Annotated in this window: 25 protein-coding genes; 6 read left to right on the forward strand and 19 right to left on the reverse strand. The window is 46.4% G+C overall.

From position 1 onward, the window contains the following. Nucleotides 1-145: 145 nt before the first annotated feature. The 10 genes from NST33_RS29665 to NST33_RS29710 form a co-directional block, all read right to left on the reverse strand. Entirely contained in the window at nucleotides 146-1093 is a 948-nt protein-coding gene (locus NST33_RS29665; RefSeq protein WP_339306108.1) for a nucleoside hydrolase, read from the reverse strand. A 58-nt stretch (nucleotides 1094-1151) separates the two neighbouring features. After that, entirely contained in the window at nucleotides 1152-1556 is a 405-nt protein-coding gene (locus NST33_RS29670) for a DUF350 domain-containing protein (protein WP_017691702.1), read from the reverse strand. Then, the gene (locus NST33_RS29675; RefSeq protein ID WP_339306110.1) at nucleotides 1538-2941 is read right to left on the reverse strand and encodes a glutathionylspermidine synthase family protein; all 1404 of its coding nucleotides are present in this window, start codon (nucleotides 2939-2941) and stop codon (nucleotides 1538-1540) included. Before NST33_RS29675 ends, NST33_RS29670 begins: the two co-directional genes overlap by 19 nt. 4 nt (nucleotides 2942-2945) lie before the next feature. After that, nucleotides 2946-3230, reverse strand: coding sequence for a hypothetical protein (locus NST33_RS29680; RefSeq protein ID WP_036671603.1), 285 nt, complete (start codon nucleotides 3228-3230; stop codon nucleotides 2946-2948). Beyond that, on the reverse strand, nucleotides 3230-3697 hold the full coding sequence (locus tag NST33_RS29685; RefSeq protein ID WP_339306112.1) for a hypothetical protein: 468 nt from the start codon (nucleotides 3695-3697) through the stop codon (nucleotides 3230-3232). The genes NST33_RS29680 and NST33_RS29685 overlap by 1 nt, the downstream gene beginning before the upstream one ends. A gap of 392 nt (nucleotides 3698-4089) precedes the next feature. After that, nucleotides 4090-6171: an ABC-F family ATP-binding cassette domain-containing protein gene (locus NST33_RS29690; protein WP_339306114.1), complete on the reverse strand. Its 2082-nt coding sequence runs from the start codon at nucleotides 6169-6171 to the stop codon at nucleotides 4090-4092. Nucleotides 6172-6269: 98 nt separating this feature from the next. Beyond that, on the reverse strand, nucleotides 6270-6431 hold the full coding sequence (locus tag NST33_RS29695; protein WP_017691697.1) for a hypothetical protein: 162 nt from the start codon (nucleotides 6429-6431) through the stop codon (nucleotides 6270-6272). A gap of 111 nt (nucleotides 6432-6542) precedes the next feature. Further along, the gene (locus NST33_RS29700; protein WP_076216814.1) at nucleotides 6543-6827 is read right to left on the reverse strand and encodes a hypothetical protein; all 285 of its coding nucleotides are present in this window, start codon (nucleotides 6825-6827) and stop codon (nucleotides 6543-6545) included. Between the two features lie 53 nt (nucleotides 6828-6880). Next, the gene (locus tag NST33_RS29705) at nucleotides 6881-7879 is read right to left on the reverse strand and encodes a glycosyltransferase (protein ID WP_221819830.1); all 999 of its coding nucleotides are present in this window, start codon (nucleotides 7877-7879) and stop codon (nucleotides 6881-6883) included. 18 nt (nucleotides 7880-7897) lie between these two features. Next, a complete protein-coding gene (locus tag NST33_RS29710) occupies nucleotides 7898-8881 on the reverse strand; it encodes an aminoglycoside phosphotransferase family protein (protein ID WP_221819832.1) in 984 nt (327 codons plus the stop codon). A 160-nt stretch (nucleotides 8882-9041) separates the two neighbouring features. On the opposite strand from NST33_RS29710, the gene NST33_RS29715 reads away from it, so the two are divergent. Together NST33_RS29715 and NST33_RS29720 are read left to right on the forward strand one after the other, a co-directional pair. Then, a complete protein-coding gene (locus NST33_RS29715; protein ID WP_036671691.1) occupies nucleotides 9042-9632 on the forward strand; it encodes a TetR/AcrR family transcriptional regulator in 591 nt (196 codons plus the stop codon). Between the two features lie 306 nt (nucleotides 9633-9938). Further along, nucleotides 9939-10517 carry an NAD(P)H-dependent oxidoreductase gene (locus tag NST33_RS29720; RefSeq protein WP_221819833.1) on the forward strand — a complete coding sequence of 193 codons (579 nt, stop codon included), beginning with the start codon at nucleotides 9939-9941 and terminating at the stop codon, nucleotides 10515-10517. 117 nt (nucleotides 10518-10634) lie between these two features. On the opposite strand, the gene nikE is transcribed toward NST33_RS29720, so the two are convergent. The 5 genes from nikE to nikA all read right to left on the reverse strand — a co-directional run bounded on the left by nikE (nucleotide 10635) and on the right by nikA (nucleotide 15926). Next, nucleotides 10635-11435 carry a nickel import ATP-binding protein NikE gene (nikE, locus tag NST33_RS29725; RefSeq protein WP_339306117.1) on the reverse strand — a complete coding sequence of 267 codons (801 nt, stop codon included), beginning with the start codon at nucleotides 11433-11435 and terminating at the stop codon, nucleotides 10635-10637. A gap of 162 nt (nucleotides 11436-11597) precedes the next feature. After that, on the reverse strand, nucleotides 11598-12404 hold the full coding sequence (locus NST33_RS29730; RefSeq protein ID WP_339306119.1) for an ABC transporter ATP-binding protein: 807 nt from the start codon (nucleotides 12402-12404) through the stop codon (nucleotides 11598-11600). 39 nt (nucleotides 12405-12443) lie between these two features. Continuing rightward, on the reverse strand, nucleotides 12444-13274 hold the full coding sequence (nikC, locus tag NST33_RS29735; protein WP_339306121.1) for a nickel ABC transporter permease subunit NikC: 831 nt from the start codon (nucleotides 13272-13274) through the stop codon (nucleotides 12444-12446). Further along, complete coding sequence (gene nikB, locus NST33_RS29740; RefSeq protein ID WP_221819845.1) at nucleotides 13271-14215, reverse strand: nickel ABC transporter permease subunit NikB; 945 nt, start codon at nucleotides 14213-14215, stop codon at nucleotides 13271-13273. Before nikB ends, nikC begins: the two co-directional genes overlap by 4 nt. A gap of 76 nt (nucleotides 14216-14291) precedes the next feature. After that, the gene (nikA, locus tag NST33_RS29745) at nucleotides 14292-15926 is read right to left on the reverse strand and encodes a nickel ABC transporter substrate-binding protein (protein WP_221819851.1); all 1635 of its coding nucleotides are present in this window, start codon (nucleotides 15924-15926) and stop codon (nucleotides 14292-14294) included. 334 nt (nucleotides 15927-16260) lie between these two features. Between nikA and NST33_RS29750 the strand changes: the two genes are divergently transcribed. The 4 genes from NST33_RS29750 to NST33_RS29765 all read left to right on the forward strand — a co-directional run bounded on the left by NST33_RS29750 (nucleotide 16261) and on the right by NST33_RS29765 (nucleotide 19780). Beyond that, nucleotides 16261-16671, forward strand: a complete 411-nt coding sequence (locus NST33_RS29750) for a hypothetical protein (RefSeq protein WP_339306124.1) — start codon at nucleotides 16261-16263, stop codon at nucleotides 16669-16671. Nucleotides 16672-16753: 82 nt separating this feature from the next. Further along, nucleotides 16754-17791 carry a hypothetical protein gene (locus tag NST33_RS29755; RefSeq protein ID WP_339306125.1) on the forward strand — a complete coding sequence of 346 codons (1038 nt, stop codon included), beginning with the start codon at nucleotides 16754-16756 and terminating at the stop codon, nucleotides 17789-17791. 31 nt (nucleotides 17792-17822) lie between these two features. Further along, entirely contained in the window at nucleotides 17823-19115 is a 1293-nt protein-coding gene (locus NST33_RS29760) for an ABC transporter (RefSeq protein ID WP_339306127.1), read from the forward strand. Continuing rightward, on the forward strand, nucleotides 19112-19780 hold the full coding sequence (locus NST33_RS29765) for an ABC transporter ATP-binding protein (protein WP_339306129.1): 669 nt from the start codon (nucleotides 19112-19114) through the stop codon (nucleotides 19778-19780). The genes NST33_RS29760 and NST33_RS29765 overlap by 4 nt, the downstream gene beginning before the upstream one ends. A gap of 293 nt (nucleotides 19781-20073) precedes the next feature. Here the strand turns inward: NST33_RS29765 and NST33_RS29770 are convergent, their stop codons facing one another. The 4 genes from NST33_RS29770 to NST33_RS29785 form a co-directional block, all read right to left on the reverse strand. Beyond that, nucleotides 20074-21111, reverse strand: coding sequence for a glycoside hydrolase family 130 protein (locus NST33_RS29770; RefSeq protein WP_339306131.1), 1038 nt, complete (start codon nucleotides 21109-21111; stop codon nucleotides 20074-20076). 21 nt (nucleotides 21112-21132) lie between these two features. Further along, a complete protein-coding gene (locus NST33_RS29775; protein WP_339306133.1) occupies nucleotides 21133-21966 on the reverse strand; it encodes a carbohydrate ABC transporter permease in 834 nt (277 codons plus the stop codon). A gap of 2 nt (nucleotides 21967-21968) precedes the next feature. Continuing rightward, entirely contained in the window at nucleotides 21969-22856 is an 888-nt protein-coding gene (locus NST33_RS29780; RefSeq protein ID WP_237177918.1) for a sugar ABC transporter permease, read from the reverse strand. Between the two features lie 196 nt (nucleotides 22857-23052). Then, entirely contained in the window at nucleotides 23053-24366 is a 1314-nt protein-coding gene (locus NST33_RS29785) for an extracellular solute-binding protein (RefSeq protein ID WP_339306136.1), read from the reverse strand. Nucleotides 24367-24438: the final 72 nt, after the last annotated feature.

Below are 24438 nucleotides of genomic sequence, written 5' to 3' on the forward strand. Positions count from 1 at the left end.
CTCATTACTTCATCTGTCGTAGTAGTTGAAGTATAGCACAATTTACTACGACAGGTGAAGTAGTTATTCCAAAAATGGGCAATAAAAAATCCGTACCTGGGATAGGCACGGATTTTCATTTTTTCTGTAGTTAAATTCTTGCGTTTTATTGGATCGCTGAGAGAACGTCCAGCAGCATGGATTTGAACTTGGGCCGATTAATGGCTTCACAGACACGTACATTCGGCTCTTTGCCAAACCGTCCGTTGATATCGACCACGCTATATCCACGTGTCAGTTCTCCCGCCGCTTCCACGTCCACATAATATTGACCCGACTTGGTCATGATGGATTCATCTGCCGCAACAGCCATTAGCAACGTATCGGGATGAGTGGTGCCATTGAGTTTATGTACCGACTTGTTGAACTGCATAACCACTTTGTTGATTGCGGTGAAGAAGTCAGCACCGGATGTACCGAGAGCTGCAATCTCTGCATGATCGTAATCGTCCATCACTGAATATTGCGTGCACATCTCCCAGCCAACCATCGTAATCGGAATGCCTGCATGCAGTACAATTTTCGCTGCTTCCGGGTCTACGTAGAAGTTATACTCCGCCGCCGGTGTGATATTACCCAGTGCATTATTCGTTCCACCCATGATGTACAGATGAGCAATCTCCGGAATAATCGTTGGGTCCTTCTGGATCGCCATCGCAATATTAGTCAAAGGGGCAATCGCCAGAAGTTCAATTTCACCTGGATGTGCATGCACCTTCTCAATGATAAAATCAACCGCATGCCCGCTCTCGGGACGCTGATCTGCCTTCGGGAAATGCGCGCCGCCCATACCATCATCGCCATGCACATCTTCCACTGTGCGGTGCTGAGCTTTACCGTAGGCCATTAGCGGACGCTCGCAACCTTTATACACAGGCACCTTGCCGCCATGTCCAGCAACCTGTACCGTGTACAGGGCATTTTCAACCTCCTGGTCGAATTGTACGTTACCGCCCGTAATGGTGATGCCTTCCACCTGAAAGTGATGCAATGCCGTCAAGATCGCAATCGTATCGTCTCCTGCTGTATCTGTATCGATGATGACTCTTCTCATGATGCCGCGCTCCTTCTTCCGTTCATATAGTACATTCTATAAAACACTATGTCTTATTTTACATCAAAAACGTACCAATGACGATGGAAACGCCGATGATAATCGAACGCAGCAGTTGTGCTACCGCCATATTGCCTCGTGCGATTTCGTCACACACCCGCATTTTTGGAATCAGGAAATCAAATATAATATAGACCAGGCACAGCACAATAATTCCAAACGCCGACCACAGCAGCATATCCAACCACGAATGCGTCGAGAAAGATACCATGCCCACAATAATACACAGTCCCAGCAATTTGCTGCCCATGTACATGCCTGCCGCCTCGTTACCTTTGGCGATTTCCTCACTATCGTTATACCGGGTCAATTTGCTAAAAGCAAAATATCCACATACCAATACCACCAGCAGAATGCCTACACCCACCGCCACATTCACGAGGTTTAATCCCAAGTTTTCCATTCCTTCTTCTCCTCCTCATCATTCATCCGTTCACGAACCGTAGCCGCGCAATAATAGGCCATATCTCCGGTTACTTTCTCCCCGACCCGTGGTAGTATCCCAGCCAAACGCCCACCGATAACAAACACCCCTGTAAGCAGATAGCCGCTGTATGCTCCAGCTTCCGTCTCGATCACAACCTGTTCCATCGGAACCAGCTGCTGATAGATTTTGGGCTGATTTTCGTAATAAGCTGTAATCTCTTCATCCTCGTCCGTTGCCCCAGATGCAAGATTGGATTCCAGCGCCTCGTTAAGAGGATGCTCCATATCCTGCTTTCCAAAGGCATTGTCCGTTCCTTCATCCAGCAAAAGAGTTCCTCTGCCTTCGCGCCCCCAGTAGCTTTTGGCTACATATGATATGGCGTTCAGCTCGAAGGGCTCAGATGAAAAATAGGTGGGTAGCAGATATCGGGAAATCACGTCCATTTCTGCTTCATCAAAGAGGGTAAACCCGCAATATTCCGGGGTTTGCTCGTTACGCTCGTAGAGCGACCAGATTGCCGCCATGAAACCTTTGCTCTGCATCAGCACATGCTGAACGGGATTCATCAGGCCCAGTCGTCCCTCACGTACAAGTTCAAGCAGCGCTGCCCCAATGTCCACCCCTGTCGTCTCATCCCGATCATCGATCAGATACTCCAGCGGATAAAGGCGATACAACAAGTTAATCTCCCGCCCCCGATGGTAAAGCGCCTCTCCCGGAACAATCTCCAGTTCCTCAAGTGGAGCATAGAAAACTTCGTATCCCGCTTCCTGACAACGTCTCATCAGGTATTCCGTATTTGTTCGATCTTCGACATGTTCGCCAAAAGAAGTGAATGTCACCGGACCCTTTAATCCCTGCTCTGTATAGAATTCCAGCCACATCTTGAAACATTCCCGAATACGTGTATCCATCTCAGCAGATGGCGCAGTTAACGCGGCATCCTCAGCAAGACCGACCAGGATATTTTCCAATACAGCAGCCTCCGGTATGCCCGTAGGCGTGTCCGTATTATTTTCAATACACTTCGGCCCAGCTTCTCCAATAATCCAGTCCTGACGAGTAATGCCTCCAGTTACCAACTCCATACGTGCCGCCGGGATAAGCCCCGGATGGATACCGAGCTGATGTTCCAAAAAGGAATCCGGCATATATTGCTGGATAAATCGCATTACTTTACAGTAAATGCCGTCTACCGCCTCGGCTGCAATACGCAGCTCCTGTACCTCCGAGGGAGAATAGACCGTCAATGCAGGCACACAATATTGTTTCCCATACATTCGATGATATGGAATCTGTTGTTCCGTTTCACCCTGAAATACCTCTTCGTGACTTAACGGCAGTTGAACCACTTGCCTCATCCGGTTATCCTCCCGAGCTGCGGAAGAAGCTACCGAAGCCGCTTGATTTGGACTTGGATTTGCTATAGGAGCTGTTACTGTCCTTATTGCTTCGATACGACGACCCACCGTAGTAATAGTGCCCACTGCTGGAATCATATTCACATCCGGTATCATACTCCGGGTCACATTCATCATTGTTGCTACCACAACCGGATAACACGGCAGGAACCGCCAGCATCAGGGAGAAAGCAACCAGCTTTGCTTTTGATCCGGGTTTGGATGCTTGCCCCCGCTCTTGGTCACTCATTACAGATCCACCTCTTTCATATAAAACAACACTTTCTTGCGATCCGCATCCAGCACGGAATACAGGAACTCATACGTCTTGCCACCGCGAACCATGTAATGGTCCAGCAGTTGCTCGGCAAGCTCCATTGTATAGGTGGATGAAGCTGTGAGCTCCAACTCCTGAAACGAACTTCCATTCCAGAGCATATACTCTGCGCTGTACATGGAAGACATTTTGCACATCGCCAGCGCAGCATCCGCAATGGATGCACCGTACTCGTCCGGCATCTGTTGGTCATATGGCGTTACATATACTGCATGTTCCCGCCCATCCTGGCATTCATTGGACAGATGCGCCCAGAGTTTGTTTTTCACCAAGGTGGCATCCACCAGTTTGCGCATGAACAGTTCATCTCGTGTGACTGAAGCCTGTTCCAGCACTCCCGTCTCCGCCTGTCGATCATCCGACCAACTCCGATACGTCAATGAATAATAGATACCGATAACCTCCCTTTTTGCGAGCTCTTAGGTGAGCCGTTTCAATTCATACAAACGTATTTAACGCATCAGAAGGAAAAAAGTTACACTAGTGAATCAATTTCATAGTACCTTTAGCTGCTTCAAATCAAGGCTAGACATAGATCAAAATGGTTTAATTTGTCTATGTCATGTTACAAAACTCCATTTTTAGTGATTTATGAAATTGATTCTATTCACCATGACATGTAATAAAGAACATGTTGGCTACCTTCGTTCTCCGATTAACGAAGCAGGAAATAACATACTGTTTTCTACTTTTGGTACGCAATCCAGTTTAAAAAGGCCGGAGAAGACTCTCCGACCTCGTTTGTTCCATCTTATGCTCATGCCATTCGGACTTATAACTCAGCCCACTGTGCCAATACATCATTATATTCAGCGGACAATTGCTCCCGGTCATTCCAGATTTGTTCCAGTTCAAGCGGATTGTTCTGCACCGTTTCCAGCTGTTGATCCAGCACCTGAATCTGTGCCTCAAGACGAGCCAGGGTCTTCTCCAGCTTCTCCGCAGACAGTATATTGCCGTTGTTACTTCTATGATTCGATGCAGTTGTTGCCGAAGGAACCAACGCCTTACCTGATTCAGTAGAAGCTTTATGATCATGACTTCCACCGGTAGCTACAACAGTGGATCCGTTCATTGTCGAGGTTGCTCCTGGCTTCTTCCCTGATCTGGCAGTCCCGCCGGGCGCGGACGTTAAACCTGACTTCATCTCTGACTTGATGTTCCCACGAGAAGAAACGCCCACGCCTGCTGTAGCCTGAGTTGTCGCCGCCGCACGAGCTTGCATATCAAGCTTCTTCTCACGATACGCCTCATAGTCTCCCAGATAAGCGGTCATCTGACCGTCCTCCAGTTCCCAGACACGGGAAGCGAGGCGATTGACGAAGTACCGATCATGCGAGATGGCAAGTACAGTTCCTTCAAAATCAACCAAGGACTCTTCCAGCGCTTCTCTGGATGCGATATCCAGATGGTTGGTTGGCTCATCGAGCAGCAGTACATTGGGTTTACGTTGCACCAGAAGAGCTAGCCGCAGACGCGTCCATTCCCCGCCAGATAATTGCCCGACAGAGCGGAATACATCCGCTCCATAGAACAAATATCGTGCCAGAATTCCGCGAGCCTCTCCCTCTTCCACGCCTGCTTCTAGACGGAAGTATTCGAGTACATTCAGCTTTGGATTCGTAGGTTCCTCCTGTTGAGCCAGATACCCGACATCCACACGCGCCCCCCACTCCAGCTTGCCCGCATTGGGCTGCTCGTCACCAAGCAACAGCTTGAACAGTGTCGTCTTGCCGGAGCCATTGCGGCCAATGAGTGCAATTTTATCTCCATATTCCAGCAGACCCGAGACCCCGTGCAGGATTTCACGCTCACCATAGCTTTTCTCGACCTGTTCCAATACCGCTACCCGTTTACCCGTTCGATCCGTAGGACGCACATCGAACTCGGCATTTCGGCGCTCCAGTACAGGACGCTTCACCTGTTCCATCCGCTCGATGGCTTTACGCATAGAAGCCGCCCGTCTGAAGAACTTTTCATTCCCACCAACTCGGCCCCACTCCTCTAACTGGCGGATCGTTTCTTTCATTTTTTTGATAACCTTCTGCTGCTCCTTGAACTCCTCGAATTGCTGCAGCAGCCGTTGTTCCTTCACTTTCATATATTCCGTATAACCGCCAGCAGATGTTTCCGCTTCTCCATCCTCCAGCTCCAGTGTTCGATTCACGACCCGATCCAGAAAATAGCGATCATGCGAGATCAGGACAATGGTGCCGGGATATTCTCGTAAAAATCCTTCCAGCCACTCAACCCGCTCCAGATCAAGATGGTTTGTCGGCTCATCCAGCAATAACAGGTCGGGTCTTACGATTAGCTGTGAAGCCAGCACCACCCGAGTCTGCTCCCCACCAGACAGGGAACCAAAGCGCCAACCATAGTGTGCCTTGGCGATATCCAAACCGTCCGCCACCTGATCGATCCGGGCATCCATTTCATATCCACCCTCACGCTCGAACTGGTCTTGCAGTGCCGCGTAGCGTTTCAGCAGGCGCTCCAATTGATTAGGGTCTGCTGCACATGCCGGATCGGACATCTGCTGCTCCATTTCCTTCATTTGCGTGCGACATATCATAAGCTCCTTGAATCCAAGACTCAGTACATCCAGTACGGTATGGTCATCCAATCCTTCTGGAACCTGAGCCACATATCCCATTCGTGTATCTTTCTTGATCATCAATTGCCCTTCATCCGGCTTGTTCAGTCTTGCCATCAGGCGCATAAGTGTGGTCTTGCCGCTTCCGTTGCGGCCAATCAGGGCGACCTTGTCACCTTCCATAATTTCAAACGTAATGCCGTCCAGCACCAGATGTGCTCCGTGGTATTGAGTCAGTTGTTGCGCGCTAATAATCATCATAATAAGGTTCCTCCTATGGTATGGAAGATCCTGACCGCAACACAAAAAGAGCCGCAGGAGGTTAGCTCCGCGGCCCTTCAGAATTCAAGCAATATCGCTTATCGTCCGAATGAGGTCAAGGCAGGCATCTTCTCGCAAATGTTAACTTCCGTATATTCAAAATTGGACAGACTTCTCCCGTTGGTCAGAAAAGTATGAACAATGCCAGCCATAGCAATCGGCAGCTGGCTAATACGGTTGTTAAGCATCTCGTGATTCACCTGTCTTCACCTCCCCTGTCATAATTAATGTCAATATATCACAGACGAATGCATTCCTGCAACCATCCCATCGCCCAATTCATCCTTACTCCACAGTAGCTACTGCTCTGATTAATCCCTGCCCCGTCGCCGAAGCATTACATCCCTGATCGCCACCGTAATAAGTGTTAACATTCCCGAGGTACCCAGTGATGCGCCAAGCAGGGCATATCCGATGCCGTTCCACCCGCCAATATCGATGCTGATCATGATTACAACGGCACCGCCGAGCAAGGCCACACATGGCAATATATATTGTACCCACGTCATTCGGCGTCCTTGCAACCGGTAGATAAGCCATTCAATCAGCAGCTGCACCGCCCACATTCCCAATGTCCACAAGATCAGTACTTCCATAAGGTTCCCCTCCTGTTGCTGGATGGATCAAGCCCTTTGTTACAGACCTTACGTTACTTCAACCAATTTGAGAAAAAGTTCCGGTACCCTTCTTTCATCTTCGTGCGCGAAAAAGCACCAAAAGCATACTCCCGGTTGTCTTCTGACACACTGCGCGGCGCAGCCGCAGCCATGTTCACCAGTTCAAACCAGTTATCCTCGTTGCCTGCAAAGGCATGCGTGGATCGAATGTGACCGTAGCAGGCATGCTCCGGCTTCACGACCATTTTGCCCATCGCCATCGCTTCCGTCAACGGCATCGCAAATGTATCAAAGGCTGAACAGTTCCAATACACCTTGGATGAGTTCATCAACGTAAATATCTCATCCTGCGTGAGCGCAAACTTCAGCTTCACGTTGGAAGGAATGTCGTACTTCTTCATGGTTTCCTTATAGCGTACACCACCAAACACCATATATACTTCCTTGTCCGGGTTCTGCCGAGCATATTCCAGAACTAGATCCGGGCGACGGTTCGCCTCATCCCGACCGATCCAGAGCACCCGATTATGCACAACCTGACTCGGATCATAGTGCCGGTTCGCCAACTCTTCGCTAAAGCCAATCGGGATGACGTTCACGTCATGTACACCGAAATTGCGGCCCAGTTCTGTTTTCAAAAACTCGGTCTGCACAATCGCTTTATCCACCATCGTATAAAATGGCTTCATCATCTCATATCCCGTCAGCGCAGGATCGGGGAAACTGTGCGGGAACAATACACTCTTTGGTAAGAACATCTTCAAAAATGTAAACCCGGATACGGTGTAGATGACATGCTCTATATTTTGGCTATGAATCTGGTCCAGCACGATATCGTAGTTCACCAGGTCACCCTTCTCATGCTCATAACCCGGCAACCAGTCGTATCCGCTGACATGACGCTCCGGCGAGATGAACACAATATCCACGCCCAGCTCCAGACCAATCTGCTTCAGCCGATCCGCAAATACGCGTGGCCCCTGTGCTTCCGTGAATTGAATTTTACGCATAACAAGTCCGACTTTACGCAAGCTTCTCACCCCTCATTTCTATTCCTCACGCATGTGCTTCATGCACTGTTCCAGCGTCGCTGCTGTCTCATACCACTGGTTACGCAACTGTTCCTTCGGCCACACACATTCCTCACTCCTCAGATCACCATCAATCAAACGCAGCATCCAGAGTGAGAATACAATAGCATAGGCATCGTACCATTCTGCTAAAGAAACCCGTTCAATCTGCATGCCCAGGCTCCCCAGTTTGTCCAAATAAACATCCATGACCCGCTCTCGCAATACAGGCGTAACTGTTCTGGGAAACAGCGGATGCGAGAGATCAACTAGGTGATATATATCCCACAGTGGCGTATTCAGATGGGCATGCTCCCAGTCCAAGATGACCAGTCTTCCGTCCACCTCCGCCATGTTACCTGGATGCAGGTCTCCGTGACACAAAACAGTAGGAAGTTCTTCCTCCGCCGTGAGGATCAACCTAGTGATCTTATCCCAATCGGATGCGGATAGCTGCATATCCAATCTGGATAACAGTTCATCGGTAGATTGCCTATGCATTTGCAACTCATCCAACATTGTGCGAATCGACGGTTTCTGCCCCACGCGAGGCAGTTCACTCCAATCCGTAACAGGTAGCGCATGCCACGCCGCCATCTGTACCGCTACACCGAGCATCGTCGCTTCTTGCGAATCATGCACCAGTTGCCCCAGATCCTCGTAGATCATCCAGCTCATTGCTGGAGCAATGGTAAGATCCGACGCTGCAATGAGTTGCGGATAGATTGGAGGTAGACCAGACATCACACGCTTGTACATCCATCGTTCCCGTCCATGCTGCGCAGGATTCGTCAGTGGTTTGAAAATATAACTTTCACCGGTAGGAACAGTGAATCGCTCCACATATCTTCCATTCATTCCTTGATACAACTGTTCGCGGCTTGTTATATATTGATCATTCAGCATTCCTTCGGGCGTCACCCAGCTGTATGCATCCAACTCTTCGTTCACGCTACCCACCATCCATTTCGTTCTTCCTGCTGCTCCGATTATGATTTCTATTCATCATACGTTGCCACTCACAAGCCTGCAAGCTTTGGTCGTAAGCGCTTATTCAGTGTCTCAATTCAGAGTTTCAAAATTGCTTATTGCATTTTGGTTAGTAATCACTTACTATACAATCATGAAGAACAAATCTCATGTGGATAGCAAAAAGAAAGATATCCTACAAGCGGCGATGCGCTTGTTCGCAACCAAAGGCGTTGACGGCATATCCGTCAAAGAGATCGGTGACGCCGCCGGAGTAACCGATGCGGCGATCTACAAACATTTTAAAAACAAAGATGCCGTTGCCCTGGAAGCCTTCACCCAATACTGTGTCGACTATACTGCATTGATTGACGGGTATGTTCGACAGGAAGGTCCCGTGTTGGAACGCTTCAAGCAACTGGTTACCGAGGTTCTCCATCTGCATGATGAAGATCCCTACGGACTGCTGCTGATTTCACAGAATCATGAAATATTCATTGAAGCCGGAAGCAGCGAGGATTACCGTCAGCCATTGGATGCGTTAATGGATCTGATCGATCAGGGAATGATGAGGGGTGAACTGCCTCAGCAGGATTCACGGCTTACAGCCGTGCTGGTGATCGGTGCAATTACACGCATGGCGGTCTCCAGTATGCAAGGTGAACTGCCGGAGTTGCTGGTACCTTATACGGGGGAAACGGTTCACCGACTTGCATCGATGTTGGGGCAGGTACCTCAGGAGTAACGATGGAAATGGGATGAAGCTAGAAATGGAGTAGCGGAGCGTAGGGAAAACGACGTGAGCAACTACGTTGTTTCCGAAGGAAACAACCTTCGTAAGTTCCCGCTTATTTCGGCTGAATCCCATCTTCGATGCTGATGATACCGCTAGGCATGATTTGTAATGCGGACTCTTTGAACAACTTCTAAAAGAGAATCGTCAGCATACCATCAGGATATACGAATGGATTACCGGGTCATACGTGACCTTTTCTTTTTGCACATGAGGTTAGTGTTCATTAACTAAAATAGTCAGGATGTGTCATCTTCCATGAAAAAAATATTAATTATTCAAGGCAATCCCGTCTCACCCAGTTACAACGGCGCAATCGCCGAGGCTTACCGCAAAGGCGCGGTGCAGGCGGGTGCCGACGTCCGCATGATCACCCTGAACGAGTTGGCGTTTAACATGAATCTGGAGGGAGGATATCGTAATAAACTTCCACTTGAACCAGATTTGCTGGAGGCCCAAGAAGCAATCAAGTGGGCCGAGCATCTTGTATGGATATTCCCAATATGGTGGGGAGGACCGCCTGCCCTGCTGAAAGGTTTTGTTGACCGAATCTTCATGCCAGGTTACGCCTTCAAGTATCAAAAAGGAAAACCTTTCCCCGATCAGTTGCTCAAAGGCCGCACTGCTCGCATGATCACCACAATGGATGGTCCGAGCTGGTACTTCAAATGGTTCCAAGGTGAGCCTGCACATAAAATGATGAAAATTTCCACATTTGGACTCACCGGCATCAAACCTGTGCGTATAACAACTGTAGATCAAGTTGGGAAAAAGTCAGATGAACAGAGAAAGAATTGGCTCGATAAGATTGAGCAGCTTGGGCGGAAGATGGGGTAAGACAGAAGATAAAATTGCCTAATTCTAAACAAAAAAGGGATGTCCCCTACGTCATGTTCAAGACGGGACACCCCTTTGTTGCGTTTATTATAATCTAACGAACCTTGCGCACATTATTTACCCAAAAGAAATACGACCCGACGGATGCTCAGGCAAAATAGCTGTAACCAGCTGCTGGACTGCCGGATGATCCGACTGCATTACCGAATCCCCAGCATCACCGCTATAGACAATCCTGCCCTGATCCATCACGGCAATGCGGTCGCAGATCGTCATGGCCGCCCGAATGTCGTGCGTAATAAAGAGATACGACAACCCGTAGGACGCTCTGAGCTCTGCCAATAAGGATAGGATTTGCGTCTGGTGCACCATATCCAGGCTGCTGATCGACTCGTCCAGTACGATTAACTTTGGCTTGAGCGCAATGGCTCGTGCGATGTTGACTCGCTGTAATTGGCCACCGCTGAACTGGTGCGGAAGCTTGTTCCCATCCTCAGGTGTAAGTCCAACCTGCTCAAGCAGTTGTCCGATCACACGAAGTTGTTCCTTTGCCGACAAACGCTCGTAATTAGCCAGCGGCTCCCCAATGATCTGCGCGGCAGTCATGAGTGGATTCACAGCCGAATAACAGTCCTGGAAAACGACCTGCAGATCACGTCGTAATCCCTTAAGCACGGGTTTGCTGGATCGGTAGATATCCTGGCCTTGAAATAAAACCTGACCCTGGCTGGGCTTCTCCAGACCAAGAATGATTTTGCCCAAGGTACTTTTACCTGCCCCACTCGTACCCAGCAGTCCCAGACAAACACCCTTTTCAATCGTAAGCGAGATATCTGCCAGCACAGGAGGACGCGCTCCTGAACGATCCAGCCAATTACGTTTGCCATAGCTATGGCTTACTTCACGTACCTGAAGCATCAGGTCATCCTCCTCTCTTGTACTTGGCAGAAGCAATCTCAGAAGAAGCCGAAATTACACATTACCATGTCCATTCCACCTCTACGACTACCCACTCAAAATACAGTTCATATCCGCTCTACACATACACTCACTGAACGATTCGACTCGTCTGTCATTCGTTTATCGTCCCAAAGACACACTGGGTCTGGCATTTAACAACATCCGTGTATACTCATGCTGCGGATGATCGAACAGTTGGTAGACATCCGCCTGCTCCACAATCCGCCCTTTCTGCATAACCGCGACTTCATCCGCCATTTGCGAGATCACGCCCAGATCGTGGGAGATGAGCAAGATGGATGTGCCATACTCCGTACGTAGCCGCTCCAATTCCTGAAGCACCTTGAACTGATTCACGACATCCAGTGCCGTCGTTGGTTCATCAGCAATGACCAGGGCTGGTCGCAAGCACATCGATATGGCGATCATCACTCGCTGCAACATACCGCCACTCAGTTGGAAGGGATATCGCTTCATCAGTTTAGCTGGTTCGGGCAGGTTCATATCTGCCAACGCAGCAATAGCCCGCTCTCGGGCCGCTACTTTGGACATTCCCGAATGCGTACGCAAAGTTTCAATGAACTGAGATCCAATCGTGTACACGGGGGTAAAAGCATTCATCGGATTCTGCATAATAAATCCGATTTCCTTGCCCCGGATGCGCCGCATCTCCTCACCTGACAACGAGCCAAGCTCCCGTCCATTCAGGCGGATGCTGCCCGACACTTCCATCCTGCGCGGATCAAGCAGATGGAGCAACGCGTTACACGTAACGGTCTTGCCGCTGCCACTCTCACCGACGAGACCAAAGACACGACCTTTTTTTAATTCGAAATCAATGGGCTCCAGTAACGGGACTGAACCCTCCGCTGTTCTTAGATTCACTTGCAGACCACGAACTTCGAGCACCTTCGCTGCATCATCCATCGTTACGTTCACCCCTCATATGCCTTCGATTCCGAACCACTACCTTTTTGCAATGCCATAACGCTCGGATAACGCTTCTCCCATGATGTTGAACGTAATGACTACCAACAGAATCAATGCCCCCGGGTAGATCATCAACTCCGGATGACTGCGAATATAACCCGTTCCTTCATGAATCATGGCGCCCCATTCTGCATTCGGTGGTTGAATACCGAGTCCCAGGAAGGACAACGCAGATATATCCATAATCGCCCAGCCCATCTCCAGCGTGCCCATCACAACGATGGGACGCTGTACGTTGGGAATGATATGTCTGCGGATAATCGTCCACGAAGAGGAGCCGCTAATCCGCGCCGCTGCGATGAAGTTCCGTTCTTTCAGACTAACGACCATGTTCCGGCAGATACGTGCATAGTACACCCACTGTACCATCATGAGTGCCAGAAGCACCTGCATCAGACCTGGACCAAAAATCCCCACAATACCGAGCACCAGCACCAGATTCGGAAACGCCATAATGCCTTCACACAAGCGCATCAACAGACTGTCCACCCAGCCACCAAGGTAACCGGAGATTGATCCTACAATGACACCAATGAGCAAAGAAGACAGAAAGATCAGGGTAGCAAATCCGAGCGACACCCGAGCGCCATACATCAGCCTGGTGAGATTGTCGCGTCCCAGATGATCCGTTCCCAGCCAATGCTCAAGCGATGGACTCGCCAGCTTCTGCAACAGGTTTACCTTCACCGGATCATGAGGAGCAATCCATGGGGCTAATAACGCGATCACGAAGAAAAGCAAGATGATCACCGAGCAGATCTGGATGGCTCTCTGTCCTTTAAATACCGCACGCCATTTGTTTATCAATGTTCTGCCCGTCCTTTCGCTGAAATCCGTGGGTCCATAACGAGCTGCACCAGATCAACGAGCAGATTGCATACGATGAACAGGCATGCCGCCAGGAAGACATAACATTGAATCACGGGAATATCCCGGTTAAATATCGCATCGACGAAATAACGCCCGAACCCAGGCCAGGAAAACACCTGCTCTACAATAATGGTGCCTGTGAGCAGCTTGCCCATACTCATCCCCATCCCCGTAATGAGGGGCGATATGGCGATTTTCAGCACATGCTTGAGCATAATCACTCGTTCGCGAATCCCGCGTGTTCTTGCATACTGTACATATGTCTCCTGCAATTGCTCCAGTACACTGGAACGTAACAATCGGGTGTAGACCGCAATAAGAATCAAGGAAAGTGTAACCGTAGGCAGAACCAGATTCTCCCACGATCCACGTCCCTCCACAGGCAGCCAGTCCAGCTTCACTGAGAAAAAGAAGATCAGCAGGTAACCGAGCCAGAATTGCGGAATAGATGCTCCAAAATAGGAAATCGCCCGGCTGACCATGTCAATCCAGCTATTCTTATACACCGCCGCCAGTACTCCCAAAGGAATACTTACCAAAACCGATAACAACATACTCCAGAAGGCTAGTTCAGCCGTAGCGGGAATCCTTAGTTTCACTTCATCCCATACGGGTTTGTTGGTGAGATACGAAGTGCCAAAGTCGAGCTTGGCAATCTTCTGAATCGTATGCGCATATTGGGTTAATAAAGGCTGATCCAGACCGAACTCATGCCGCTTTTGCGCAAGCAGCTCCGGTGTTGGATAGATATGAGCGGCTGTCAGATAAGCCTCGGCCGGATCAACCGGCGATATATGAATAAGCCCAAAGGTAACGAGTGTAGCGATAAAAACAATAGGAATGATCGCGATCATTCGTTTACCGATATAACTGATCACCAAACGTTCCTCCCTTTTATCAAGCTACATGACCTTTCCAAGGCCTTACCATTTCCAAAATCAAAGTATTTACTACTTATTGATTGCCCAACTCAATGCCTACAAACGGATTTTCATCACGGTTCGCCGGGAAAATAAAGTTGGAGATTTCCTTCTGATATACCGCCGTTTTCTTAACATACGAGATGGGGACAATCGCCGATTGTTCCTGAAGTGTTGTCAGGATGGAGCCATACAGCTCCTGACGTTTCGTCTCATCTGTTGATGATAGTGCGGCATGTACCTGCTCGTCCAGTTCCTTTTTCATCGGCAAGGCACTGAGCGTCTCAGAGATACCAAATCCTGGGCTCGCTACAACGTTAATGAAGGAATGTGGATCATACGGAGCACCATAGTTATACCAGAAATACAGGTCGAAATCATTGGCTTTCAACCGTTTGATCTGTACCGTCAGTTCCAGCCCAGTGAGGTTTACCTTAACCCCAAGCTCGCTCCATTCCGCCTGAATGGTCTCAGCCATCGCTTTCTGAATCGGGTCCGTCTTGTCAAAAATCATTTCGAATTCAAGCTGTTGGCCGTCTTTCTCACGAACGCTACCATTCGCAGGCATCTTCCAACCCGCTTCATCCAATAAAGCTTTGGATTGTTCAACGTTATATTCGATCGGTTTCAGGTCAACATTGGTGTATGGGTAGTTTTTGGATAGTGCCGTATCTGCCGGTTCTTCCAGACCCAGAGTGATGCCTTCCACCATCGCTTTTTTGTTAAATCCTTGCTGGAGCGCCATCCGTACTCTGAGATCAGACAGCTTCGGATTGGAGGAATTCAGCAGCAGATCTCGCGTACCTACCGGATCAGACAGCTGACTCACATATTTATCGTTGTCACGAAGCTGTTGGAACGCATCCAGACTGATCATACCTTCACCATAGATCAGGTCGAGATCACCTTTTTCAAAAGCAAGCACGCGGGTTTCTGCATCAGGGATGATCTTAACCGTAATCTGATCCACCTTCGGTGCGGTTCCCCAATAATTCGGGTTGCGTTTGAAAACAGCATATTCGTCCTGCTTGTAATCAGCCAGCATCCACGGGCCAGTACCCACCGGCTCTTTGATGCCTTGGGAAGTATCTCCGTCATCCGGGAATCCGGCTTCACCCAGGAAGCGGAAAGGACGAACCACCGACAAGTCCTGAAGAACAGGATAATACGGCTCTGTGAGTGTCATGCGGAAAGTCTGATCGTTTACAACCTCCGTCTTGTCGAGCACACCTACAATGCCCAGCCAGCTATGTGTGTCTTTATTTTTCATTACAGCGTCAAAATTCTTTTTCACAATCTCAGCATTAAATGGCGTACCATCTGAGAATTTCACACCTTGGCGAAGCTTGAATGTATATACTTTGCCGTCATCGGAGATCGTCCATGATTCTGCCAGCGCAGGTTCCAGTTTTCCGTCCTTCTGGTAACTGATCAGCGGCTCATAGAGCATGGATTGGGCAAATAATTGCGAAGGATTGTACGTGTGCGGATTCATTGTACCGATATCACGTGGCCATGACATCGTAATCGACTTCGTAGATGTTTGATCCGAAGCAGCAGATGAGGATTCATCTCCACTTCCTGTATTGCTGCAACCCACAATAACGAATAACAACAAGAGCATCGTTGCCAGCGTGAGGGCCGAAGATTTGCGATGTTGTACAGACATGGATGTTGAACCCCTTTTCTCTATTTTATGATAATGATTCTCATATTCATTCATTAAGAATAGGCAGGAGCCCTCCTTTTGTCAACAAAATTCGACATAGTATGTGTTGTTATAAGGGAGGGCTAGTCAAAGAAATCTAGTTCAATATGAAACAGTTTTCTCATTTCGCCAAAAAAAGTGTTAAGCATATATTATAGTACAAAATAATGTAAATTAAGATATTTTACGACATTATTCGCTATTAACATTCCAAATATTTCATTATATAATAATAAATGAGTTTGATTAGCTGGCCAGCTTTCAAATTAATTAATACAGAATAGGGGAAAAGTTCATGAAAATAACAAAAAAAGTAATTAAAGCTCTGGCAGTTACAGCAATATTGGGTTCCATTGCTTCATCTGCTTATGCAGCTAATCCTTTTGGTGTTGGAGGAGGATGGGTAGAAGGTGAAGGTTATTTCACCAACGCCAGTCCAGATAGAGGAATTACAGCACGGACAGTAAAATTATATCCTGATTCCCATGAAGGGTATTCTGAGTATAGTACAACAGATAGTAAATTAAAGCGTGCTGTTGCAAAAACGGTTTGGCCAGGTACTAAACATTACTCTAGAGCTCAGATGGAGTGGATATGGGTTAGAGAAGATAGTGGCAGAGAGTGGGGGACCGGTACAACAAGAGCCAAAACAAATTATGCTAGTATTGACCTCATTTCTAAAACATATTGGGGAACCGAAGAATAGCTTGTATTGAGAGTTTCTTTAGTATTTAATACTTAAACAATAAAGCGGCAAGATTTCTTGAAAAAGAGACTTGCCGCTATTTATGAAAGGTAATGGAATGATGAGTAATCTTTTAAAGAAAATAAATAGAGGTGGGATTTTTCATATTTGTTTGCTTTACTTCTTTCTGAGTATCATGATTGTTTCCATAAGTTATTATGAAGTTAAAAAGAGTGAAATGGATATATTAGGAAGAAGTCTCTATGATGAAAATAGTATCTTTTTTATACCTGATGAATCTATGTTATGGGATTGGCGCGATATAAACATTGAACAGCAGTTTACGTTGTTTAAGGAACTTCAAACAGGCTCAAGAAACATTCGAGCCATATACTTTGATAATCAGACGTATGTACCACCGATGGTAGAAGGCAGATTTTTTCGAAAAGAGGACTTTTACGATAAAGAGAAATTTGCAGTGGTCGGAAAAGAAATTCAGAGATCAGAGCTAAAATATAAAAACGGGAAGTTATATTATATTTATAAAAACGATGAGTTTGAAGTTATCGGAACAATGGGCGCCTCTCATCTAACTGAAATAGATAAAACAATACTACTGTCTATGAACGGATTAAGTAGCGATGAAAATAGAGAAACAGGTATTTTTGTATTGAATGCCTCGGATTTAAGTTCTGTTACCAAAACTAAGATACTGGATGTAAAAGGCGTTAAAGTGCCTATTCACTTGTTTGAACGAGGAGAATATGGAGCACAAAGCTATGCAAATTCAGATATTTATAATGTTATTTTGAAAATTATAGTATTTGTACTAGTTTCGTTTTCTAGCGTTATTTTTACAGTGAGTTGGATCAAGAAGCAGTGGTCCGAGATTCGTGTACTTTGGATTCTAGGGTATCAACCAAGGTACCCATTATTCAGATATGTGATTAAGTATTTTATGATTACGTCATTTACTTATTTTTTAGTAGCCGGCGGTAGTTGTGCTATTCTAAATATTAATCAAGAGTTTTACAATGAATATTTTCTTCATATTTGCTTTGGTTTTCTAGTTATAGTCCTCACCTCTTTTTTTTCCTTGAGAATAACTATGAAAAACTTGAGCAAGAGGCTGATAATGTAGAATCATTTTTATCTTAAGAAAGGATTTTTCTATGTACGAACGAATATACACGGAAGTGTTTGAAAGTATCCGTAAAAATAAAATGGTTACGATTCTAATCATAGTTGAGATCCTCTTCCTGTTTTTTTTAGCTATGGTTGTATTCCTAGGTTTGGATAGCCTTGAAAAAAAATCAAATCAAATCAATCTTCTTGAAGATATGAAAAGCTACAAGCTTTCTGATACATTGCTTGATGGGGATCAATTATCAAGTTTAATGAAACAAGTACATTTTCTTGAAACACTCAAAAAGTTTTATAGTTATCTGGAAAAGGATATAAACGAAAAGTATCTTTATATATTCACTCAACCCATTGAGTTACTCGACTTCACTAAGGCAGAAAAAGAAAAATTCACCCGAGATTATGAAATGGGTTTCGTAAGTGAGCCTTTTGATATTGACGGTGAGGGCCCATATAATGCTATCAAAGCAATACAATTAAATGAGCAGGCGGTAGATATGTTTTCGGTTAGTGCAGTCGATGGTGAGAGTTTCGTAGAAAATGATTATATGGGAAATACGGATGATCGGATACCCGTACTATTAGGTCATGAGTATACAAATTTCTATCATCTAGGAGATACAATACAAGGGCAGTATTTATTTAAGCGATTTAATCTGGTTGTAAAAGGCTTTCTCAATCCCAAATCTCTGATCTTTGACTCTAATGGAACAGAGTTATATTTGGATCGTTATATTGTAATGCCCGCACAACAATTTATATCTGCCCCACAAAGCGAGGAGGATTTCAGTTTTCAACAAAAGCATTATCTCCAACTAATTAACGGCTCAGTATATAGTGCTTCTGGAGATTTTATTGTAAATAAAAAACTAGAGGAAGCTAAAGAAAGGACGGGCTTCGTTGATACTAGATTTTTAGGAGCTAGCGCAATACCTTTTGGTTTTGTTCTATCAGCCCTGAAGGAAAATAAAGTTCTCCTCAGCTTAATAGGAATTATGATAATGTTAATCGTTGTGTTGACAATGTGGATTTTTTTCAAAAATAAATTTGAAGACAACCTCAAAGCGTGGTCAATTCATTTGATATCAGGAGCTGTGCCTAATCAAATATTTCTCTATTATGTAGTTGAGATTGGAATTGTAGTGTTATCACCCGCGTTTATCAGTTTGATACTGTATGCAATGTTTATAGGCCATAATGTGGTTGCCTATCTATTCATTTTGCTGACTCTTTCAGCCATAATCATACTGTCCGTACTTATTCCCTTATATATACGCATCCAAAATGAACAAATGGGTTCTTTGCTAAAAAGAATGGAGTGATCTTATTGATTGAGATTAATGACTTGCATAAATGCTATGGAACTGGAGCCAAAAAGAATGAAGTATTGAGAGGTCTAAGTCTCACTTTAGAAGAGGGCTCAATGACAGCAATTATGGGAAGAAGTGGCTCAGGTAAATCTACGTTACTAAATATAATGGCTGGGTTGGAGAAGGCTGATTCTGGGATATACAAGTATTTGGATCAAGATGTACTATCCAAAACATCCGCTCAGTTTGCTATCTTCCGCAGGAAAGTAATAGGTTTTATTGTACAAAACTATGCGTTAATCGAAGCTAAAAATGTATTTGAAAACGTGGCTTTACCTTTAAGGTACAGTAAAGCACCAAAATCAGTTATAAACAAAAAAGTTAAAGAGACACTGTCATCTTTAGAAATAGAGCATTTATCCGAGGAACCTGTGAATAATCTCTCAGGCGGAGAAATGCAGCGAGTCGCTATTGCGAGAGCACTAGTGCAAGATCCGTCTATTATTTTGGCTGATGAACCGACAGGTTCTCTTGACGAGAAGACAGAGCAATCCATATTAAGCATTTTCAAAGAATTGCACCGAAGAGGCAAGACCATTGTCATTGTCACACATGATTATCAGGTAGCCGATGTCTGCGACAGAATTATCTATATTAAAGAGGGGACTGTTGTGTAGGTTGTTTATTAGTCATATTGTTGTATATAAATAGATCGCGGCTGAATTGGGTTCCAGACGCTTTTTTTATTTTTCCTAAGCGTCAGTAAGAAGGTGGCATCGAAATCATACGGACTAGTGATGCTTTGGTGGTATTCTTTTAACTGTTTCAATAGCATGCTGCCCATCGTCCCCATTCCTATCTGCACATACCTAAACCAAAGAAACGCATATGAGACTAACCCTGAAATTCATCTTCATATACGTCTCCTGGCTTGTTTACTCTTCTCTATACCTTAACTTCATTTATATAACTACAGCTTGCCTTCCTCGTGGTCACCGGCGATGACTTCATCCGTCTCGATCACATAGTTCACGATCTCTTCGATGGTCGTATACGCCACACCCACATACGTGTCGGCAGCGCCGTAATAGATGGCGATACGTCCGGTATCAGCATCATGCAACGTTGCACATGGGAAGATGACGTTATCAACGAAACCTTGTTCTTCATACCATTTTTCCGGTGTCAGCACAAAGTTGGAGGAACGATATTTCACTTTGGAAGGCTCATCCAGATCCAGAATGACCGCACCCATGCTATATACCAATCCGTTACAGGTTCCCGTGACGCCGTGGTAGAACATCAGCCAGCCTTCGGACGTTTCAATCGGAGCAGGACCGCCGCCAATTTTAACCGATTGCCACCAGCCTTGGCCGCCTTTGCTCATCACATGACGGTGCTTGCCCCAATACACAAGATCCGGGCTTTCGCTCAGGAAAATGTCTCCGAATGGCGTATGTCCACTGTCACTTGGTCTGGACAACATTACATAGTTGTCGTTGATTTTGCGTGGAAACAACACGCCATTACGGTTGAACGGCAGCATTGGATTTTCGAGGCGGACAAATGTTTTGAAGTCATCTGTTTTGGCCAGGCCCAGTGCTGCGCCGTAGAAGTCTGTACACCAGATGATGTAATACGTATCCTCGACTTTGACCAAACGTGGGTCGTACGCATAGTTCGGCATAAACGGTTCGCCATTCTCATCTACAAATGCAATACGCTCTTCTTCAATCGTCCACTCCAAACCGTCCTCACTTGCACCCATGTGCAGGTGCGGACGGCCATTAACGGTTTCGGCGCGGAATACCCCAATGAATTTTCCTTCATACGGTACAACGGCACTGTTGAAAATGCGGGCAACGCCTTTGACCGGGTTACGCGGAACCACCGGGTTAGCCGAATGTCTCCATACCGGGCCTTCGATTCCCTCCGGTTTGGCTTCCCACGGCATATTCGGCAAAGCATCCCCAACAATGTGTACGTTTTTTGTTTCAGCAACTGACATTTTCATTTCTCCCTTCGGATTTTATTTAACTGAGCCTTGCGCGAAGCCATTATAGATGTACTTCTGTAACAACAGGAAGATGATCATGGTTGGAATAATGGCGATCATGATGCCGGCACTGATGACTTCCCACTGCGATCCGAACGGCCCCTTGAATTTGAACAAGGCGGTGGATATGACCTGTAGATCGGTCTTTGGCATGTAGAGGAACGGTGTGTAAAAGTCGTTATAGATGTTCACACCCTTCACGATAATGACCGTTACAATGGCCGGTTTCAGCAGAGGCAGAATGATTTTCCAGTAGATCGTAAAGTACGACGCGCCGTCCAGCATGGCGGATTCATCCAGTGCACTTGAGATGGAACCCAGGAATTGCAGGAAAATATAAACCGCGATGATATCTGTACCCAGGTACATCACGATGGCTGCCCAGCGCGTGTTGAACAGGTCGAGCGCATTGATGATTTGGAATGTGGCTACCTGTGTCGTAACACTTGGAATCAGGGTAGCGAGCAGAAATGCCGCGACCATGATCTTCTTACCTTTGAATTTGAAACGATCCAGTACATACGCGATCATGGAACCCGTTAATGTTGCACCTATAATAGAGATTACCAAGATAATAATTGTATTTTTGAAACCAACCAGCATGTTGCCATCCACAAAAGCCTTCGTATAATTCGCAAAGTTCAGCCAGTTGGCTGGCGGGGCAAGCGGACTGCTGGTAGCGTATTCCGCATTGGTTTTGAGAGATGCAAACAGGATAACCACGATGGGTAACAGCGCGATAAACGCCGCAAGCACCAGGGAAGCATATTTAACCACGCTCGCAAGGGTGTATTTGAATTGGTTCACGTTCATTCCTCCCCTTTCATGGTGACGCGCTGAACGAGCGTAACGAGAATAACGATTAAGAGCAGCACCACAGCCATGGCGGATGCCAGTCCCAGCTTGCCATACTTAAACGCCAAATGAACCGTCTGGATTACAAATGTCATACTGCCGTTGGAACCATCAGTCATGATATATGGAATATCGAACGCACTAATTGCGCCGCTAATCGCCAAGATCAGGTTGAGTTGCAGGATGCGTGTAATACTCGGCAGGATGATATGGCGGAATTGCTGCCAGCGATTGGCGCCATCAATATCGGATGCTTCATACACATCCTTCGGAATGGAGGAGATTGCACCCAGGAAAATGATAAAGTTGAAGCCCATGTATCTCCATACCGATGCACCTGCGAGTGACACGTTAATAATATTGGGATTACCGAGCCAGAGCTGCGTGTATTGTCCCAGGCCTACAGCATGCATGAGCATATCGAGTGTACCGTCCGGTTTGAAGAAAAAGAGGAAGATAAAACCGATGGCTACCCCATTCAGCAAATAAGGGAAAAACAATATGCCTTTGAAGAAGTTTTTGCCTCGAACTTTGAAACTCAGAATCGTGGCAAAGTAAAGCGCCAAGCCCATCTGTAAGAACGTAGCCACGAAGTAATACAGGCTAACAATAAATACTTTGAAGTATTCGGGATCTTTGAATATGCGCGTGTAGTTCTCAAAGCCAACATAATCGAACCTTTTGCTGTATCCGTTCCAATCGGTGAAACTGTATTTGAACATGTTGATGACTGGTAAGTATGCAAACGTGAACAGCAACGCCAGCGGAATAATTGAGAAGGCACAGATAATAAATATGCGTTGCGCTGAGTAGCCCCAATTCGAAAGTTTTAAGTACTTCATGCTCTCCACACCTCCAAGCGGTTCTCCCGCCTATATATCGAAAGACTCCCGTCCAATGGAATTCCGGAGGAATAACTGCCGGGGAAAGAGCATGGGTATCATGCTTTCAAATACCACATACTCCATGCTCCATTCAGATATGGATTCCTATATCCCCGCAGTCCATTCATCACCTGATCCACTTACGTTAATCCAATTATTTCGTGAGTTCTGCTCTTGCTTTTACCCACTTGTCGTTCAGATCTTTCATGATGTCGTCATATGATTCCTTGCGGTTCCCAATACCTGCTTCGATAATGCGTTTCTTGAAGTCAGGCTGCCAGAGACCGATTTCGCCTTCGTTATCAATCTTGTCAACCAGCCCTTCTTGACCACCTTTGGCAGGTGTAAGCGTGGAGAATTTCACATCTTTATATTGATCCAAAATCGGTGGCAATTCAGCATTCTTGTCTGCATCCATACCGCCGCCCTGTTCAACTGCGTAGTTCGATTTCGCCAGGAACCAGTCAATCCAGGCTTTGGCAGCAGGTTTGTTCTCACTGTTCACGTTCATGCCGATGTTATAGTCAGCGGAGAGCGGAACCACAACCTCACTTGCATTAGTTGGGAAAGGTAAGAATCCAATATTGTCCGGTGTATCCGTCATCCCTTGGATCTGTGTAATCGCCCAAGAGCCCAGTGCCATCGTAGCAATTTTGCCTTTGGCAAGATCAGCCTTGGAGCTTTCCCAGTCGGTTGTTGTTGGGTCTTTCTCGATTAGACCGTTCTTGGCTGCATCATAGAGCACTTTATATAGTTCATAGTGCGGCTGACCAGGCACAAAGTTCTCATCTGTATTCGGTTGGTCCACGTTAACGTAATCCACACTGCCTGCCACGGTTGGCAGATCCGATTCCCATTGGGTGAGAGCCCAGCCGGATGCATAGTTGGTGTAGAGTGGAACCGCATCTGTATTGTCTTTGACCAGTTGAAGCGCAGCCTGGAATTGCTCCGGTGTTTTGGGAATTTCCATAATGCCAGCGTCTTTGAAGACCTGTTTGTTATAAATGATTCCGGAGAACGTGATCACGGTAGGGATACCGTACACCTGACCATCCACCATGCGTTCTTCAATAGCGGTGTATTTGTCTTTCAATTCATCGTACGTGCCGAGCGGCTCGAAAAAGTCCGGGATATCTGCGATCGGAACACTGGTCGGGATCATCAGTACATCACCATAATCCTTGGTGCTCATACGGATCTTCACTTGTCCTTCGTAGTCGGCCAGAGCCTGAAAGTTAACTTTGACATCGGGATATTCCTTGTTGAATTCTGCTGCGTAGTCTTTGAACACGGTATCCACAATATCTGTCCGTTGCGTCAGAACGGTTATTTCACCTTTGATATCTGCCGGATCTGTACTGATCTCCTCCCCTGCCTGCGAAGATCCACCTCCGGATGAACATGCAGCAAGTAGCGAAGTGATGAGCAGCATCGTCAGCAACATCATCCAACCTTTGTTTTTTCTCAATTGTTTCGACCCCTCTCTTAAGTGAATTAGGTTATCGTTAAGGTTACAAAATAAATTCTATTATGGTAACGC

It is taken from the genome of Paenibacillus sp. FSL L8-0435, from assembly GCF_037965655.1.
Lineage (GTDB): Bacteria > Bacillota > Bacilli > Paenibacillales > Paenibacillaceae > Paenibacillus.

Bases quoted from the DNA above. Each gene is read 5' to 3' on its own strand.
- NST33_RS29700 (WP_076216814.1), bottom strand. From the start codon at position 6,827: ATGGAAGTACTGATCTTGTGGACATTGGGAATGTGGGCGGTGCAGCTG.
- NST33_RS29690 (WP_339306114.1), bottom strand. From the start codon at position 6,171: ATGATGATTATTAGCGCGCAACAACTGACTCAATACCACGGAGCACAT.
- NST33_RS29770 (WP_339306131.1), bottom strand. From the start codon at position 21,111: ATGTCAGTTGCTGAAACAAAAAACGTACACATTGTTGGGGATGCTTTG.
- nikA (WP_221819851.1), bottom strand. From the start codon at position 15,926: ATGTCTGTACAACATCGCAAATCTTCGGCCCTCACGCTGGCAACGATG.
- NST33_RS29710 (WP_221819832.1), bottom strand. From the start codon at position 8,881: ATGGTGGGTAGCGTGAACGAAGAGTTGGATGCATACAGCTGGGTGACG.
- NST33_RS29755 (WP_339306125.1), top strand. From the start codon at position 16,754: ATGAAAGGTAATGGAATGATGAGTAATCTTTTAAAGAAAATAAATAGA.
- NST33_RS29670 (WP_017691702.1), bottom strand. From the start codon at position 1,556: ATGGAAAACTTGGGATTAAACCTCGTGAATGTGGCGGTGGGTGTAGGC.
- NST33_RS29665 (WP_339306108.1), bottom strand. From the start codon at position 1,093: ATGAGAAGAGTCATCATCGATACAGATACAGCAGGAGACGATACGATT.
- NST33_RS29730 (WP_339306119.1), bottom strand. From the start codon at position 12,404: ATGGATGATGCAGCGAAGGTGCTCGAAGTTCGTGGTCTGCAAGTGAAT.
- NST33_RS29760 (WP_339306127.1), top strand. From the start codon at position 17,823: ATGTACGAACGAATATACACGGAAGTGTTTGAAAGTATCCGTAAAAAT.
- NST33_RS29720 (WP_221819833.1), top strand. From the start codon at position 9,939: ATGAAAAAAATATTAATTATTCAAGGCAATCCCGTCTCACCCAGTTAC.
- nikE (WP_339306117.1), bottom strand. From the start codon at position 11,435: ATGCTTCAGGTACGTGAAGTAAGCCATAGCTATGGCAAACGTAATTGG.
- NST33_RS29780 (WP_237177918.1), bottom strand. From the start codon at position 22,856: ATGAAGTACTTAAAACTTTCGAATTGGGGCTACTCAGCGCAACGCATA.
- NST33_RS29680 (WP_036671603.1), bottom strand. From the start codon at position 3,230: ATGAGTGACCAAGAGCGGGGGCAAGCATCCAAACCCGGATCAAAAGCA.
- NST33_RS29750 (WP_339306124.1), top strand. From the start codon at position 16,261: ATGAAAATAACAAAAAAAGTAATTAAAGCTCTGGCAGTTACAGCAATA.
- NST33_RS29675 (WP_339306110.1), bottom strand. From the start codon at position 2,941: ATGAGGCAAGTGGTTCAACTGCCGTTAAGTCACGAAGAGGTATTTCAG.
- NST33_RS29715 (WP_036671691.1), top strand. From the start codon at position 9,042: ATGAAGAACAAATCTCATGTGGATAGCAAAAAGAAAGATATCCTACAA.